The following is a 15813-nucleotide window of genomic DNA, read 5'->3' as shown; positions in this document are numbered from 1 at the left end:
ATCGTTGCGCGATCTGATGCGTTGGCGGCACGTGTTTCAGAAAGCGAACTCAAACCCGGCGAGCGGGCCGCTCAACGTGATATCGGTGTTGTTGCCGCCGGTCTCGACCTCTATCGCCAGGTATCGGTAGCCGACGATCCAGGCGCCATGCTTCACGCGATATCGGACTACCGCGCTGGCGCTGTGCGTCCCTTCGGTTTCTCCGAACGAACCGTCGCCGCGCAACGTGAGCTGCCAGCGATCGGACAACGCCCACGTGTAACGCGCTCCGAGCATGAAGTCGCTGTAGGACTTGTCGATGCCGCGCTCCGACGGGGAGAAGACCGGATTGACGGGGTCGAACCTGACCTTGAGGTCCACGTCGACGTAACGCAGGCCGCCGAACACATCCAGCCCGCGGAAACGCTCCTGGCCCGGACTCCAGAAGGCGGCCAGCTCGAACAGCTGCGAATCGAGATCGGACTGGGTCCTGATCCGCGGAAACTCCCTGTCGTCCGCCAGGCCAAGAAAGATGTAATCGGCGAACACACCGAAGCGATCGCCTCGTCCCTCGGCATGTATCAGGAACGCACCATCGATCTTGTCGATGATGTCGGAGAATGCCGAATCGGTTTCTGCGGGTGGCTGGCCGGTGCGCAGATCCGTCGCGATGCTCGGAGCCCAGAGGTAGGGCGCGATCGCCCACTCCCACGCTTCGCTTTCCTGCGCGTGGGATGCAAGCGGTGCACCCATCATGCACAGGGCCATGGCAGCAGTCGCGAACGATCGCAGATGGATGCTCATCGTCGGGCCTCCCATTCGCGGACCCATGGTCCGACGTTGTCGATCATGGACACGGGAGCAAACCGTCGCTCCGATTTCGCGTGGTGCAGGACGGCCCATGCCCGGGCCGTCCGGGTGTTCCTCACGCCGAGGCAATGGAAGCTACGACGTCGGATTCGATGTCTTGACCACCGGCGGTGGCTGCCATGTGCCCTTGCCCGGCGGCAGGATCGATGGTGGCGTGTCCTTCGGCCAGTACGTGCGCAACATCAGGATGAACTTGCCCTGCGGCGCCGGCAGCCAGTTGCTTTCCTTGTCCTTGCCCGGCGACTTGTTCTGGAAGTACAAGGTCAGCGAGCCATCGTCGTTGAACTTCGGCTTGTTGCGCATGCTGATGGTGAACCGGTCCAGCGGGTTCGGATTGAACCACCAGCCTCCATCGTCGATGTACATCGTGATCGACCAGAAGCCGTTGACCGGAGGTGTCTGGTCTTTCGGGAACGTCAGCGTGTACGAATTCGCGCCGTTGAGCGTTTCGCCATTGCCATCGGTCAACGCGTAGGGATAGATCGCGTCCTCCGGGAGGTTGGCGGGCCATCCAAACGCGGCAATCAGGGCACGCTGGAGATAATCGGTTCCGTACGTCCCGGCCGCTGCAGGAATGAACCAACCGTTTTGCTTGGTTCCCGACGTCTCCCGCCGTGCAAAGATCTTCTGCTGCGCCGTCCTGGTGACATCCTTCAGCGCAGCCTGCGCCGAGGGCGACAGTTTGCCCATGTCGAACGGCTTGCCGGGCTCCAGCCCGATCTTCGCCATGCGGGCAACGATCGCGGCGTCCTCCGGTGCCGGTGGTGCGGTAGTGCCCATCAGACGCGCCATCATCCCGAAGTACGCGGACAGGTCCATCTCGTCGATGATCTTCTGCGGCTTGTCCGTCATCGAAAAGCCGGGGTTCGGATCAACCGGCGGTGCGGTGTAGGTATACGGCTTGCCGAACGCCGATAGCGGCACGAGCTTGTACTGGGCCTGCAACGCGTTGACGGCCTTGTAGTCCGCTTCGGTGCCGTCGGCATACGTTCGCCCGAGGATGACGAGGTGTTGCGTGGGCGACTTCACGTGTTCCATGCCGGCAGGAACCTGCCCGTTCCAGCCGGGCCCGCTGATCAGGATGTCGGCGGCCTTGCCACCCATCGTGCGGCTGCCAGGCGACGCGACGACGGGCATCCACAGGCTGTAGTGCGGAAACAGGAAGAAGCGTTTGCCCATGTCGGGATGACTGAAGACCATCGGCTCCTTGCGCAGGTCGACCCACGCGACGGAGTAAAGCGTGTCCGCGTTGGGTGCCGATACGCCCCGATAGTCGCCGGGTGGATAACGCGGAACATTCGCGAACTGGTTCGGCGGCGCGTGCAGGGCGTCGGCCTTGGCGACATTCGACATCTGCACCCGTGTGACTTCGGTGGTGATCAGCGAATAGCCGTAGATGTATGCGTCGGTCGCGATATCGACCACCTCCTTGTCGCTCAGTCCTCCCGCACCTTGGACGGGCGCGTCCTGCTTCTGCACCGTTTCGGTTTGTTCGGTTTGTTCGGTTTGCCGCCCACCGTCGCGGGAGCATGAAAGCGTCAAGAACGTCAGCGACATGCACAACGACATTGCGGCCAGCCTGGCCAGTCTCGTATTCACGGACCTTCTCCTTCAGCAGAGGAAACCGGGGGAATACACAGGGACCGCCTGAGCGGCGGTCGGCATAGGAGGCTCCCGCAAGTGTTAGCGCAGGGTGATGTCAATGGTCTCGCGCTGGAATCGAACAGGACGGACTATTGGGTGGGCTCGACCTTTGGTCGATTGACGGAGAAACCGTGCCTCGGACGCTGCCTGCCGCAAAAGACCTGGTCCCGTTCGGCACGTTGTGGACCTAGCTTCGCAGCTTGCAATACGTCGTACGTCAGGCGAATGACCGCTCATGGCCGAAAGCGGACGTCGGTGCATTGACTCGGGCGGATGTTCCTTACGTATCGCCGGTACGGGAGTCGCCTCAGCAGCGCGTCCCCCGGAAGCGACGGCCTGCGCGGTCAAGCCCTGCGAAGTCAGTTCAGCAACCACTAACGCCGGTTTCGACGGCGCTCGATGCCTCTGGGGATAGGAGTTGCACAAAGGTGATGCTCCGGGCTCCAGATTTATTGCTCTCGACCTGCTCTGGTAACCCGGAAACGGACGAATATGACGACGGCAACAATCAGGGAAGCTCGACGCACAAATAGCGCTGAATGGTGTCTCCCACCATGCCAGCGATGGTGTCTCTGGGAAGGTCCTCATTACTCAACCCGATGACGTAGCGCGCGTACGCGAGACCGAGGATCTGTGTCGCGATCAGGCACGCGCGTTCATGGGCTCGATGTTGTCCCGCGACGCGCTCCACCATGACTTGGACCTGGTCAGTCAGGATCGCGCGAACGCGAGATGCCGCCACCTCGTGGGTGGCCGCAGCGCGAATCAGCGTCCGCAACAGGTCGTCCTGCTCGCTTCCTTCCCATTTGTGGAAGAAGTGCGCGATCAATGCTCTGCCCATGGAAGCCTTTTCAACCTTTGACAGGTCAGGCAGGGCCAAGTCGATCGCGACGGCTTCAGCAAAAAGCTGTTCCTTGCCTCCGAAGTATCGATTGATCAATGCCGGGTTGGCATTCGCGTCGTCTGCAATCTCACGGACCGTGGTTCGTTCGAATCCCCGGTCGGAGAACGCCTTTCGCGCCGCCAACAGAAGTCGCTGCCGCGTGGCCTGCGCATCTCTCACCAGTTGATGGCTCCGTGTAAACAAGCGTTGACAACAATCGCACGATCCGGTAGTAAACGCATGTTTACATCATCTGGAACGTTGCCCGATGTCCCATCTCGACACTCAGGTCCTGATCGTCGGTGCTGGTCCGGCGGGCATGTCGACCGCTATAGGCCTCGCCCAGCAAGAAGTCGATTTCACGATCATCGACGCACTCCCCGAGGCGCAGAACACGTCCCGGGCAGCCGTAATTCACGCGGCCACGCTCGAGAGCGTGCGGGAACTGCAGATTGCGGATGCGCTTATATCGCGCGGCCTCAAGGTTCCTTTCTTCCGGGTGCGCGACCGGGACCAGGACCTACTGCGGGTTGAGTTCTCGGGCCTCCCCGCGGCCTCGCCCTATGCCCTCATGATCCCGCAAGACGAGACCGAGCAGATCCTGACAGACCGCCTAGCGGCCGCGGGACGTCGCGTGGACCGCCTGGTTCGTCTGACGGAGCTGACGCGGGGACGCGACCATGTCGTCGCAGCGTGCGAGGGCCCAAAGGGCGAGTGCGTGATCCGCGCGCAGTACATCGTTGGCGCTGACGGGATGGGTAGCACCGTGCGCGAGCAGTCGGGAATTGCCTTCCCGGGTAAGACGTATGGCTCGTTTTTGCTTGCGGACGTCAGGATGGAGTGGCCGCTGAGTCGCGATGAGGTGTCCTTGTTCTTCTCGGGCGAGGGAACACTCGTCGTCGCCCCGATGTCACAGGATCGCTACCGTGTCGTCGCGCAGCTCGAAGGTGCCACTTCGATCCCCACGACCGATGACGTGCAGGCGCTGATCGACGAGCGTGGGCCATGTCGGGGCGTACGCATTCACGAGCTGCTCTGGGGCTCGCGGTTCCAAGTCCATCACCGCCTCGCCGCGACATTTCGTGATGGCCCGGTTCTACTTGTCGGTGACGCGGCCCACGTACATAGCCCTGCAGGAGGCCAAGGCATGAACCTAGGCATCAGGGATGCAGTCGCGCTGAGTACCGCGCTGGGCGAATCGATACGAGTCGGATCTGACGAACCTCTGGATTCCTACAACGAGACACGCCGCACGGCTGCGACGAAAGTGCTAGCGATGACGGATCGACTCACCCGCTTAGCGACGATTCGCAGCCCGGCTGCTCGCTGGATTCGCAATCACTTGATCGACGCCGCCGGGCGGTCGGCGAGGGTGCGTGCTTATGCGGCGCAGACGCTAGCTGGGTTTGCCTGACCGATGGCAGGGGTCCACCACCGCAACGCGAAGACCACGCAACCGTCTTCTCTGGCATGTACCTACCGTTGGCCGCGGGGCTCTCGCACCGCCGTCCATGCGCTTGAGGCTGAAGGGGTACGTTCCGGATCGAGCATGTAACTGTCGTACCAGATTGGTGGGCAGAGGTCGGCCTCGCGTAGCCACTCTTTCACGTGAAGGTGGTCCAGCACATGGCCGGACCACGGCTCCGTACCAGGCCAACGCGCCCAGTCCAACTGGTGGCGTGTGAGCCTGATTACCGTCGGTGTCAGTGCGAAGTCGGCAAGCGAGCATTCGCCAAACAGAAAGGGGCCCCCAGAGCGAGCCAGGCAGGCAGCCAGATAGGTCCCGAGGCGATCGCATTCCGCGATCTCTTCCGGACACAGATCACGCTTGTCCGGGTAGAACGCGCTTTCGAAGCAGACTCGCCGTGCGATTCCAGATAGACCCCCGTGCTGCCACGCGATGATGGACCGGGCTTCTGCACGGTGAAGAGGGTCGACCGGGAGCAAGCGCCCACCAGCCACATCATTGGCGTACTCCATGATCGCGAGGCTGTCGAAGATCACGTGTTCATCGACGACTAGCACCGGTACCGTAGCCGACGGCGCGAACGCACCTACGGCAGCGAGATTCGCAAACCGTTGCGGGCGTCGGATATCAACCACGACCTCATCGAAATCTACGCCCGCGGCCTTGAGAGCGAGCCAGGCGCGCATCGCCCAGCTCGAGGCGTTTCGGGTTCCGGAATACAGCCGGTGACGGGTCATCGATAGGCCAGATAGGCAGCGCGCTATGGATTTAATAGCATAGCCGCGCGCCCCGCAAGTCGGGGGAAGCGCAAAGTTCGGGAGTAGGCCGCATGTCGAGAACGCAGATTCCCAAGCCAGGTCAGGCCGTGCGTGGTTCCAAATCCGGAGCCCCGATCATGGCGCTGTTCGATCTCCTTGGCCGCCGTTGGGCTATGGGCGTGCTCTGGACCCTGGCGGAGTCGGGCGCGCTCACGTTCCGGGCGCTGCAGGAGCGCTGCGAGTCCATCTCGCCGGCTGTGCTGAACCAGCGTCTGAAGGAACTACAGATGGCGCGGCTAGTCGCGCGCGACGTCGACGGCTACGTCGTCACCGATATGGGGCAGTCGGTCTATGAGCGTTTGGCCCCTCTTGGCCAAACGGCGCGCGAGTGGGCTGAGCTGCTCGATGCGAACTGAGGTCCCTTCAAGTGCAGGTCCCCGGCCGCCCCTCACAAAGCGCACGTTGTCGCGGGGGGAAACCAAGTGTCCAACTGCCATCCTCCCTTGTGGCATCCGCAGCCTCGTCCGCTTTCGACCCTAACCGGACATTACGGCGAAGCGAGCCTCGCCGCGTAAGTGCGGCCTTCGGGCAAAACGAGCGTTAGAACCAGAACAGCGCTCGCAAGCCCTGCCATCTGGGCAGCAACAAAGCCGACGACATCAACGAGCCTGATGCCGGCGAAGCTCGAAGTGAGTGCGCGAGCCAGAGTCACGGCGGGATTGGCGAGGGACGTACTGCCAGTGAACCAGTACGCGGCGAAGATGTAACTGGCTACGAGAGCCGGCACAGCTTGCGGGCGATTGCGCACGCCCATCACGATGGTCAGCAGGAGCCCGGACGTCGCTACGGCTTCGCTGAGCCATTGCGGCCAACCGCTTCGCACATGGGTGCCTGCCTGCACCAGTGCCAGGCCGAACATGGCATGTGCGAGCACCACGCCTAGGGCAGCCCCGACGACCTGAATCGCGATATAGGCCACAGTGTCTCTTCGACCCAGCTCCCCGCGGAGGTGCATCGCGAATGAGACCGCCGGATTGAAGTGTGCGCCGGAAATCGGACCGAAGATCACGATCAGCACATACAAAATGCCCGCCGTCGCAGCCGCGTTTGCCAGTAACGCGATGCCGTTGTTCCCCTGCGAAAGCAGCACGCCCATGATCCCCGAGCCAACGACCGCGGCGAGCAGGAACATGGTTCCGATGAACTCGGCCGCCAGCCTGCGTGAAAGCGGCATCACAACGACGCCAGCAGCGCTTTGACGCGCGCGGAGATATCGTCGCGAACCTCGCGGTAGCCCTCGTCGTCCATGTGCTTTGGGTCGGGAAGTCCCCAGTCTTCGCGCCGTGTCGCAGGAATCCACGGGCAGTTGTCGCCACACCCCATGGTGATGACGGCATCGAATTCGCCGTCGATATCATCCAACGACTTGGACTCGTGCTTGCTGAGGTCATAGTCCAGTTCGGACATGAAGCGCACGGCTTTCGGATTGATCTGTCCGGACGGATTCGACCCGGCACTCAATGCCTCGACCCCGCCACCGCCATGAATGTGCGCGAACGCTTCGGCCATCTGGCTGCGATTGGAGTTTTCCACGCACACGAACAGGATTCGTTTCATCGGTCGTCGTCCAGCTGCTTGCTCATGCAAGATGCGGTCGCTGGGCACAGCGAACGGAACTCCGCGCTGTCATGCACGGAAGCCGGTGCATCAGCGCGTTCGATCGCGCGATAGCCGCGTGCCGCGAAGAAGGGCGCAGCGGTCTGCGTGAGCAGTACCAGCTGATCGAGCCCTCCTTCGCGTGCGAGCGATTCCAGCGCATCGACCAGCCTCCCGCCGACGCCGCTGCCGCGAAAATCCTGGCGAACGGCGAGGGATCGCAGCAGGCCCGCACTTCCGAACTGTTGCAATCCGACGACACCAACCAATTCATCGTTCTCGATTGCGACAATGAACCGCACATCGGCAGTATCGAGGTCTTCGACAGGTAGCGCGGCGCGGTCGAGCAGCGACCGGGCTCCCTCGCGCTCATGGGGAAGCTGCAACCGTAAGTTCATGGGGACCTCAGCAGCAGCCGGACGTCGGGGTGGAGCATCCGCCCGTGCGCGCCGAAGCCGCGTGCGCGGGGTGCATCGGTGCACTGCATGCAGCGCCATCGGCGGTGCACGCATCGTCGCCGGCGTAGTAGGTCACCGCCTCCCCAAAGGTATGAAACGTTTCCCAGCGCGTGCCCTGTGGATCTTCCGTCCACATCTTGTCCGAGCGCGCATAGCAGCAGGTCGCGTCGGGTTCGGGAACGACGGTGCTGCCGGCAGCGTCCAGACGCTGGCCAAGCGAGACGAGTTCGTCGCCGTTGTCGACCTGTATGCCCAGGTGGTCGATGCCCGGCGTGCGGCCCGTGGTGGAGATGGCAAAGTTCACGCGCGGGTCTTCCAGCATCCACTTCGCGTAGTCGCCTTTCACCACGGCTGGTGCGGTGGCAAACAACTGCGAGTAGAAGCGGATGCTGGCGTCGAGGTTCGAAACGTTGAGGTGTACATGGAAGCGGTTCACTTCGAGGCTCCTTTCTTCTGCGGCTTGCAGCCGCTGGCGGGCTCGCAGACGGCCCGGCCGCTGCAGCAGTTTTCAGTGAGGAAGGTGATGAGGTCGTTCATCTGCAGGTAGTTGGCGCGCACGCGGATGACGCGTCCTTCGCGCTGGTCATGGACCAACGCGGCATTGCGCAGGATGTTGAGTTGCGCGCTCAGCGTGGCGGGCGGTAGGCCCAAGCGGTCGCGAAGGTCACCAACCGACAATCCGTCCGGACCTGCTCCAGACGCAGCAGCATCTGGAACCCGCGTGCAGACGTCGTGCGAATTCGGTTGCAGCAAAAGCGCGCGAGCACGCTAAGGCCAGATGGGGCCATGTGCAGCGTGGCGCCCCCACGATGAGCTACACGCCCGGGGTGCGCTGTTCCGACCGGCACCCAGAACAGCCGCTGCGGCTGCGCGGCTTCAAGCAGAAGATCGAAGACACAACTTAGCTGGCCTCCAGGACGCATCCATCGGGTGACTTCGCTACGGCCTAGGAACAGAATTCCAGTTGGCTTGCGCTGAAACGCGTCCGGCATGCGAGCTGCGTCAAGAAACTGGCGCCACTCGCTCTCTGGCAAGGAGCCTGCCGCCAAGTCACCGAAGGTGCCCTGGCTGCTGCCCTCGTTGTATACCCAAGTACGCAGGCTGGTGAGATTGTCCATTGCAGTGGACAGCGCTCCATGGCAATGCCTGGACTGATTAGAGAGACTAGCGTCACTGTTCAGGGGGACAGATGACTACATCGAAACGCTCCGTATATGCGTCGGTCGCCGATGCATTCGTCAATGCAGTACGACGAGTGTCCAACGCGCGCCCCACCATCCATCGTTCCGGGGCACGCTCGAAGGTGAGCCAGGAACAACTGGCCGAGCATGCCGGCCTGTCGCGGTCCTCAATTGCCAAGCTGCTCGCCCTTGGGGACGAAGCCAATCCGACGTTGAAGACAATCTGCCAACTCGCCGATGGCCTTGGCGTGCCGCCCGCGCTATTGCTGATGCGTGATCGCGACTGGCAAGTGCTTGCAACGGCAATCTTCGAACACGAGCGCTTGGTCGGCTACGAGACGTTTCGGGAACTCGCAGAACGAATCCGTAAGCGTACGGACCACAGCCCGGGGGCCAGTGTCGAGCATGGTCGCGAATTGGCATTGCGCACCGACTATCTGCAGAAGCTACCCGATGGCACGGACGATCTGACAACAAGCAACTTCGAGGCGCAGGCGTACCGAATCGGCGCCACCTGCGCCACACCGCCTCTTCAGCACCTTCACGCCCAACGAACCGAGTACGTCCCGCTTCTCCTTACCCTTTGCGCCGCTATGGGCGCCAACTACCGAGACTGACCCATGAACGCCATCATTGCCCAAGACAACGACGCTGGCCTCGCACTCGATGCCCATGCGCTGCGCGCGACGCCCGACCTCAACGTTCTGATGGATTCTGCGGATCCGTCTGATCTAGACATTATGGTCGACTACATCACCGATCGTGGCCAAGGCCGCCTGACCTTGGACAGCACCGTCTGTTCGATCCTGGTCAAGGCGAAGGAAGGTCAACACTACGGCCCGACAGAGCGGGCGCTGATCGCACACGAAGTGCTTGAGTTCGGCGGTAACACCCTTGGCAACGCCTATCGTAAGGCTCGCGCGGCAATTCCGGCAGGCGGCCTCCTGGACAGCATCCTGCCGAACGCGGCAGCAACTGTGGAATACGACGAGATCGTGCGCGATGTCGCGAGCCACCTCGACGTGAAGCTGCCCGGCTACACCGCTGTGGCGGACGTCGAAGAGGCGATCCTGCGCCGCATCTTGGGACGGGCGGTCGAGAAGATGACGGATGATGAGCGTGCAGAAGTTGAGAAGGTACTCGGCTTCGGCAGCAAGCCCATGGGCCCGGCAGCCCTGGCAGCGGTGATCCAAGGCGCTCGTCTGGGTGGTTTCGCGACGTACAAGCTCGCGACGATGGTGGCGCACGCAGTTTCCAAGGCTCTGCTGGGCCGGGGCCTTACGTTCGCGACCACCGGCGCTCTCATGAAGGGCCTGAGCGTAGCCCTGGGCCCGATTGGCTGGGCTGTGACTGCCCTGTGGACGCTTGCCGACCTATCCAGTCCAGCGTACCGCGTGACGGTGCCGGCAGTAGTGCAGATCGCTTACATGCGCAGCAAGCTTATTGCCCAGCATACCTACCGATCCTGCAAGAGCTGTGACGCCGCCATCGAGAGGACGGACAAGTTCTGCTCCGAGTGCGGCACGGCTCAGGAGGCCTGATGATGTTTGTTCCAGACCCGTCCGATTACCTCAAGTCATTCGCGGTGTCATTCGTGGCGGGTGTGGTAGCCACCATCGCGGTCTCTGCTTTTGGCCACTTCATGCTCGGCAGAGGTGAAGCAAAGGCACGCAGAACTTCCCACTGATTCGCGTGGGTTCATGCAACCAACGTTGCCCCGGCTGAAGGCCGGGGCATCGCAACAGCTAGGAGGTGCGGCATGTCGAGTGATGGGACTACGTAGCCAAGAAGCGCGCCGATCGCATCTAAGTGTCACGGCCGTTAAATTTCGGCATGGATACAATCGCTGGTACTTGAGGAGATTGCATGACGTGGGTAGTCGCCTGCAGAGAAATGTTCTGCGCAACGGCAATGTCGGACATCCAAGTCACGCTCGAGTATCCCGACGGACGCAAGATCTACGTGGATGCACTGCGCAAAGTGCATGCCCTACACCCACGGATCGCGATCCCCTGCTCAGGATCAGTCAGGCTTGCGCTGGGCGTCATTAGCGCACTTCGCAGTGAGCTTATTGCACGGCTCGATGAGCGCCTCTTCGAGGAGCCCTAGTGCGTTGCAGACCAGCTGCGCCGAAGCATCCGCTATTTCTATAACTCTTTCCGTGACGGCAAGGAGTCCGCACAGTTCATCGTCCTGGTAACTCCACTGGGACAGTACAAAATGTTCGGGGTGTACAAGCTTTGCCCGCCCGCCTTCACGCCGACCACGAACACTGAGCCGTTCGGTGTGATCGAGATTGGGTCGGGGGCTGGCGCGGCCGAGTATCGGCAGATGGTGTTAGAGAATTCGGTGGGCATCATCCCGATTGAAGTGCCCGGAGAGCGACCAACTGCGCTGTTGCGTGTGGGACGGGTGCCCCTGCGCGACCTCTCCTCGCTCGCGTTGCGCGTACAGAAGGACGGGGTGAGTCACGGGGTCTTTTTGACCCTCATGAGCCACGAGGGCGCGACGTTCGATTACGTTCCACCGAACCCTTCCGATCCGTCGCCCGCGATCGCGGATACGTGGACGGAGTTCGTGATGCTGATGCGGCAACAGGGCATCGCTATGGCCGATGCCGAGGCTACGGCCGGCGAGCCGCCCACGGGTATTGAGTCTCCTCGGTATGCGGGCTTGATGTCCGCTTCTGGCCGATCGCGGACATCGGACCGGAGCAGGGCGGCCCTCAGGTGCTAATGTCCGCTCTCGGTGCGGTGGCGGCAGCATCCAACGTCCGTAGCCTACGTACCACGGGTTGCTAACGCCCGTTGATCTATCCCTCCCTATGCTTGCAGGGTGCTGACAGATCGCAAACGGTAAAGTTGCCCGCAGAACGCGTACATGAGACAACTGCACCTCCCTTTCAGGGCAACGTAACGACCATGCGGGCACTCCTTGTCGAAGACGAGCCTGAGCTGGCCATGCTCGTTTCCAGAGAGCTGGAAGCACAGGGACTTTCCGTCGACGCAGTGCCGTCGTTGACTGCGGCGAGCGGAGCATTGCTTGTGGGTACGTACGCCATTTTGTTGCTCGATCGGCGGCTTCCCGATGGCGACGGTTTGCGCCTAGTACCGCTAATTCGGGCGAAGCAGCCTGAATGTTCGGTCTTGGTCATCAGTGCGCTCGGCGATGTTGCGCAACGCGTAGCGGGCTTAGATGCAGGCGCCGACGACTACATAGGCAAGCCATTCCACGTCGATGAGTTGCGCGCGCGCGTTAGGGCCCTGCTTCGGCGGCCCGCACGACTTCAGAAGTTGGCCCCGGTACGGTGCGGCGCGTTGGAATTCGATCTTACATCGCGTCAGTTCTCCGTCTCCGGCACCCCCTTTATCCTGCGCCGTCGTGAGGCGGCGCTGCTGGCGGCTCTAATGCGCCGCGCACGCCGTGTCGTGCAGCGCGATACATTGATCCGCGAAGTGTACGGATTCGACGAGGAGCCTTCTCAGAACACATTAGAAGCACATATTTCCAGGCTAAGGAAGAAGCTGGATTCAAATCTTGCTGGCGTTGTAGTGCACCCGGTCCGCGGCGTTGGCTACTTTATTGACGACCGACAATGCTAAACCGAAGGTCACTGTCGCTACGATTGGCGCTCGTCGTCATTGCAACCCAAACAACGCTGATAGTTGGCTGGTTTCTTTTATGGCTCGTGTTCTCGCAGCACGTCTCATATGACGACGTGTCGGCCGTCAACGCTCAAAGGCGTGTCGCTCAATCCATCAGGGTGGGTGCGTCCGGGAATCTGCGCATCGTCCCATCCGAACCTTTAATGGCCTACGGCAGGGGGCGTCCTAAGTTCATGTATGCGGCGTACGTGCAGGGTCGGCTGTTGGAGGGATCTTCGCCCGCACTCGCAAAGGCTGTCTCAGGGCGCGGGCCAGCCTTGCCGTTACCTAAAGGGCGCATATGGCTGGCGAACGGGAAGCTCGGATACTCAGATCTGTACGAGATCCGCGGCGGCGGTGATTTCGGTGCGGTAGTCGTGACCACTGGCAATCGCTTTGGCATTGATGATGTTCCGACGCTACTGGCGGAACTGCTCTCCCACGCCGCGAAGCAGCTAGGTCCCGCCATTGCGGTATCAATTGTTGCGATTCCTTTCGCTATTCGACGTGCGCTGGCGCCCCTTCGTCAAGCGGCCGCCAAAGCGGCCAAGATAAGAATCGAGACACTCGATCAGCGCCTCTCATCGACGGCGGTGCCGCCGGAAATCCATCCGTTTGTGAGCGCCATCAACCAACTTTTGGAACGCCTTGAGCGAGAGGTCGGATTGGTGCAGGTGCTTGTCGGGAATGCGGCGCACGAGCTGCGGACGCCCGTTGCAATCCTCTGTGCCAGACTCGATTCCCTTCCCTACGATCAGACCACGCGAGAGTTGCGCAGCGATGCACAGAGGTTGTCGTTGATGGTCGATCAGCTGCTCGCTGCATCGTGCATTCACACACAGTCGTCGTCGTTATCGCGACAGGTCGAACTGGTCGCTCTCCTGCGAGAACTCATTGCGGACATGGCCCCGCTCGCCGGACGCGGCTCCCGAATGCTTGCTTTGGAGGTCGACGCGCCGAGGGTGGAGGTGTTTGGCCAGCCTGATGGTCTGCGATCCGCGATTGCCAACTTGATCGATAATGCGATCCGGGCAGAACCCCTGGGTGGGACCGTGCTGGTGACTCTCGCCATGGACGAGGCCATGGCGAACATCTGCGTGATTGATCACGGGTCCGGTGTGGATCCTGCCGACCAGGAGCAAGTCTTCGAGCCTTTTTGGCGTCGTGACAATCATTGGAAGGGAACGGGCTTGGGGTTGGCGATAGCCCGAAGGATCGCTGAGGTCCATGCCGGTACGATCACCGTCACCGAGACACTTGGGGGCGGCGCAACTTTCCGCCTATCTGTAGCGCGGCATGCGCCGGCAGTTGGATAGACCGTAAGGGAGGAGAGGGGCTCTCCGCCGTCAGGGCGTTGCAAGGTTTTCCCTATTAGCTACAACTCACTTCGTACGCGGTATGAAAGTACCATGCGTCTTTACATTCAACTTTGCACGCTGACACTATGCGCCCATCTCGCCGCTTGCTCGCATGCGCCGGTGGTACAAGGAACAACCGCCAAATCTCAGCGCATTCCGGAAGTCCCCTCCATCGTCTCGGGTAAAGGCACTCAAGACATCGTTCTCTTGGGAGGGTTGTCTGCATCTAAGACCCAATGGAACGCCACGCGGATCGTTCTCGGTCAGACTTACAGGGTACACCTCGTTTTGCTGCCTGGCCTGGGTGGCGAGTCGGCAGACCCTTGCCAATGTATAGATGAAATCGCTGATGTCAGTGCGCGGCTCGGGGCTTACGTGGAGTCCAGTACAAGCGACGCGATCGTGGTCGCCCATTCGGCAGGGGGATTGGCCGCGCTCCAGTTAGCTCACGACCGGCCCGGGTTGATCAAAGGTCTCGTGATCCTCGACACCTTGCCCTTTAGCGCGGCTAACTTTGGCGCCCGGTTCGTTGATCAGTCACTGATCGACAAGACAAATGGCGAGTATCAACGAATGCTAGGTGAATCGACCCGGCAGTTTGCCGAACGAATGCAGGAGCAGTTGGCGGGAGCCATTGCCAACCCCGTACTCGCCGCCGAAGTGGCCTCTGTCGCATCAACCAGTGACCGGCGCACATATGCATCCTTATATCGCGCCACCATGCTGGCCGATCTTCGCGGGCTGAGCATTTCTAGGGGGTTGCCTACCTTCGTGATATATGCAGACCAAAGCCCCAATGGTGCGCCACCTGGGTTCATGCGAAGTCGCTATCGACAACAATACGCCTGGCTCTCCGCGGATCGTCTACTGGAGATCCAGCGCTCAAAGCACTATGTGATGCTGGACCAGCCAAAGCAGTTCCTAATACAGCTGCAATTTGCCATAAACGCCATTACATCGGTTGCGAAGTGAGATCGAGCACTTGCTCTGCTGTCCTCTCCTCCCACTAGCGCGGCAAGCTCACGCGGAGATCTTGCCAGACCCCACGAATCGCAGCGGATTTGGGCCGCACGCCTCTCGGAGACTCGGCGCATCACGTACAAGTTCGGCCGATCATGTCGTGCAAACCTCATATGTTGGGCACCTTAAGCCCTAGCTTTCCATCTGGAAGGCCTGGATCTCGACCTGCCAAGCACGCTTCAAACGAGCGATCCGATGGCGACAACTTGTGTTGAGCGCTGATTGCGCCGGGGCCGATGCTAATGTCCGCTTCCGACCCATAGCGGACATTAGGATGCGCGAAGGAAACGGGGGCGATGGGGGCGCTATGGACGAACGTCAGCGGATAAGAATGAGCTGGGCTGACTTCTCGCGACGTGTGCGATGGCACTTCGGCATCGGGATTGGCGGTTTCATGGTCTTCGCTGCGACGTTCGGGGCAATCCTCGCCGGAAAGCTCTCTGAGAGCGTCGGGCACGGCATGTTCATGGTATGGGGCCTGACGATGATGGGCACGGGCCTCCGCGTAATTCTGTTCCGCTGTCCATATTGCGGGTACCGTTTCTTGGGACCCTTCTGGGGCGCACCCCAGAGATGTCAGAACTGCGGAGTCATCAGGGACCGCTTGCCTCCGGTATCGACCCAGAACCGATAGCGTTCACTTCGGTTTGTGCGACATGGTTTGGTACTGTCCGCTTCCGACCCGAAGTGGACGCCGCCAATGGATACAAGGATGACGGTCGCCCAGAAGTTCAGGAGTGGGTATCTGCCTTACACGGCTACCATGTTGGCGGTACTTGCTGTGCTCGCGATGCTCGCGACGGGACCAGCAGCCATTGCGGCACTACTGGCCGTCCTATTGTGGGGCGCTGGATTCTGCCTATGTCAGCTCGTGATCTTGGCCTTGCCCGCCCG

At 61.3% G+C, this 15813-nt stretch carries 17 protein-coding genes; 8 read left to right on the top strand and 9 right to left on the bottom strand.

Going from position 1 to position 15813, the window contains the following annotated elements:
• Nucleotides 1-36: 36 nt before the first annotated feature.
• The 3 genes from LA521A_RS16930 to LA521A_RS16920 form a co-directional block, all read right to left on the bottom strand.
• A complete protein-coding gene (locus LA521A_RS16930; RefSeq protein ID WP_281780009.1) occupies nucleotides 37-783 on the bottom strand; it encodes a porin family protein in 747 nt (248 codons plus the stop codon).
• A gap of 141 nt (nucleotides 784-924) precedes the next feature.
• Nucleotides 925-2448, bottom strand: coding sequence for a DUF1254 domain-containing protein (locus LA521A_RS16925; protein WP_281780008.1), 1524 nt, complete (start codon nucleotides 2446-2448; stop codon nucleotides 925-927).
• A gap of 553 nt (nucleotides 2449-3001) precedes the next feature.
• Nucleotides 3002-3556 carry a TetR/AcrR family transcriptional regulator gene (locus tag LA521A_RS16920; protein WP_281780007.1) on the bottom strand — a complete coding sequence of 185 codons (555 nt, stop codon included), beginning with the start codon at nucleotides 3554-3556 and terminating at the stop codon, nucleotides 3002-3004.
• A gap of 88 nt (nucleotides 3557-3644) precedes the next feature.
• Between LA521A_RS16920 and LA521A_RS16915 the strand changes: the two genes are divergently transcribed.
• Nucleotides 3645-4790 carry an FAD-dependent monooxygenase gene (locus LA521A_RS16915; protein WP_281780006.1) on the top strand — a complete coding sequence of 382 codons (1146 nt, stop codon included), beginning with the start codon at nucleotides 3645-3647 and terminating at the stop codon, nucleotides 4788-4790.
• Nucleotides 4791-4852: 62 nt separating this feature from the next.
• Here LA521A_RS16915 and LA521A_RS16910 read toward each other — a convergent pair whose 3' ends face one another.
• On the bottom strand, nucleotides 4853-5530 hold the full coding sequence (locus LA521A_RS16910) for a glutathione S-transferase family protein (protein WP_281780005.1): 678 nt from the start codon (nucleotides 5528-5530) through the stop codon (nucleotides 4853-4855).
• Between the two features lie 209 nt (nucleotides 5531-5739).
• Between LA521A_RS16910 and LA521A_RS16905 the strand changes: the two genes are divergently transcribed.
• The gene (locus LA521A_RS16905) at nucleotides 5740-6018 is read left to right on the top strand and encodes a winged helix-turn-helix transcriptional regulator (protein WP_281780004.1); all 279 of its coding nucleotides are present in this window, start codon (nucleotides 5740-5742) and stop codon (nucleotides 6016-6018) included.
• A 131-nt stretch (nucleotides 6019-6149) separates the two neighbouring features.
• Here the strand turns inward: LA521A_RS16905 and LA521A_RS16900 are convergent, their stop codons facing one another.
• Genes LA521A_RS16900 through LA521A_RS16880 form a run of 5 tightly spaced genes read right to left on the bottom strand, consistent with a single transcriptional unit; the run spans nucleotide 6150 to nucleotide 8469 of the window.
• Nucleotides 6150-6836, bottom strand: coding sequence for an aquaporin (locus tag LA521A_RS16900; protein ID WP_281780003.1), 687 nt, complete (start codon nucleotides 6834-6836; stop codon nucleotides 6150-6152).
• Complete coding sequence (locus LA521A_RS16895; RefSeq protein WP_281780002.1) at nucleotides 6836-7219, bottom strand: arsenate reductase ArsC; 384 nt, start codon at nucleotides 7217-7219, stop codon at nucleotides 6836-6838. The genes LA521A_RS16900 and LA521A_RS16895 overlap by 1 nt, the downstream gene beginning before the upstream one ends.
• Nucleotides 7216-7656, bottom strand: a complete 441-nt coding sequence (gene arsN2 / locus LA521A_RS16890) for an arsenic resistance N-acetyltransferase ArsN2 (RefSeq protein WP_281780001.1) — start codon at nucleotides 7654-7656, stop codon at nucleotides 7216-7218. The genes LA521A_RS16895 and arsN2 overlap by 4 nt, the downstream gene beginning before the upstream one ends.
• A gap of 7 nt (nucleotides 7657-7663) precedes the next feature.
• Nucleotides 7664-8152 carry an ArsI/CadI family heavy metal resistance metalloenzyme gene (locus LA521A_RS16885; protein WP_281780000.1) on the bottom strand — a complete coding sequence of 163 codons (489 nt, stop codon included), beginning with the start codon at nucleotides 8150-8152 and terminating at the stop codon, nucleotides 7664-7666.
• Complete coding sequence (locus LA521A_RS16880; RefSeq protein ID WP_281779999.1) at nucleotides 8149-8469, bottom strand: ArsR/SmtB family transcription factor; 321 nt, start codon at nucleotides 8467-8469, stop codon at nucleotides 8149-8151. Before LA521A_RS16880 ends, LA521A_RS16885 begins: the two co-directional genes overlap by 4 nt.
• A gap of 502 nt (nucleotides 8470-8971) precedes the next feature.
• Here LA521A_RS16880 and LA521A_RS16875 point away from each other — a divergent pair.
• From LA521A_RS16875 to LA521A_RS16850, 6 genes are all read left to right on the top strand, one after another.
• Nucleotides 8972-9514, top strand: a complete 543-nt coding sequence (locus LA521A_RS16875; RefSeq protein ID WP_281779998.1) for a helix-turn-helix domain-containing protein — start codon at nucleotides 8972-8974, stop codon at nucleotides 9512-9514.
• A 3-nt stretch (nucleotides 9515-9517) separates the two neighbouring features.
• On the top strand, nucleotides 9518-10438 hold the full coding sequence (locus LA521A_RS16870) for a YaaW family protein (protein WP_281779997.1): 921 nt from the start codon (nucleotides 9518-9520) through the stop codon (nucleotides 10436-10438).
• Nucleotides 10439-11117: 679 nt separating this feature from the next.
• Nucleotides 11118-11633: a hypothetical protein gene (locus LA521A_RS16865; RefSeq protein ID WP_281779996.1), complete on the top strand. Its 516-nt coding sequence runs from the start codon at nucleotides 11118-11120 to the stop codon at nucleotides 11631-11633.
• Between the two features lie 185 nt (nucleotides 11634-11818).
• The gene (locus LA521A_RS16860; RefSeq protein WP_281779995.1) at nucleotides 11819-12499 is read left to right on the top strand and encodes a response regulator transcription factor; all 681 of its coding nucleotides are present in this window, start codon (nucleotides 11819-11821) and stop codon (nucleotides 12497-12499) included.
• 23 nt (nucleotides 12500-12522) lie between these two features.
• Nucleotides 12523-13857 (top strand): sensor histidine kinase, encoded by a 1335-nt coding sequence (locus tag LA521A_RS16855; protein ID WP_281779994.1) that lies wholly within the window; start codon nucleotides 12523-12525, stop codon nucleotides 13855-13857.
• Nucleotides 13858-13950: 93 nt separating this feature from the next.
• Nucleotides 13951-14871: an alpha/beta fold hydrolase gene (locus tag LA521A_RS16850; RefSeq protein WP_281779993.1), complete on the top strand. Its 921-nt coding sequence runs from the start codon at nucleotides 13951-13953 to the stop codon at nucleotides 14869-14871.
• Nucleotides 14872-15813: the final 942 nt, after the last annotated feature.

Source organism: Lysobacter auxotrophicus (genome assembly GCF_027924565.1).
Classification (GTDB): Bacteria; Pseudomonadota; Gammaproteobacteria; order Xanthomonadales; family Xanthomonadaceae; genus Lysobacter_J; species Lysobacter_J auxotrophicus.
Note: the sequence above shows the minus strand (reverse complement) of the source record. Positions and strands in the feature narration are given on the sequence as shown.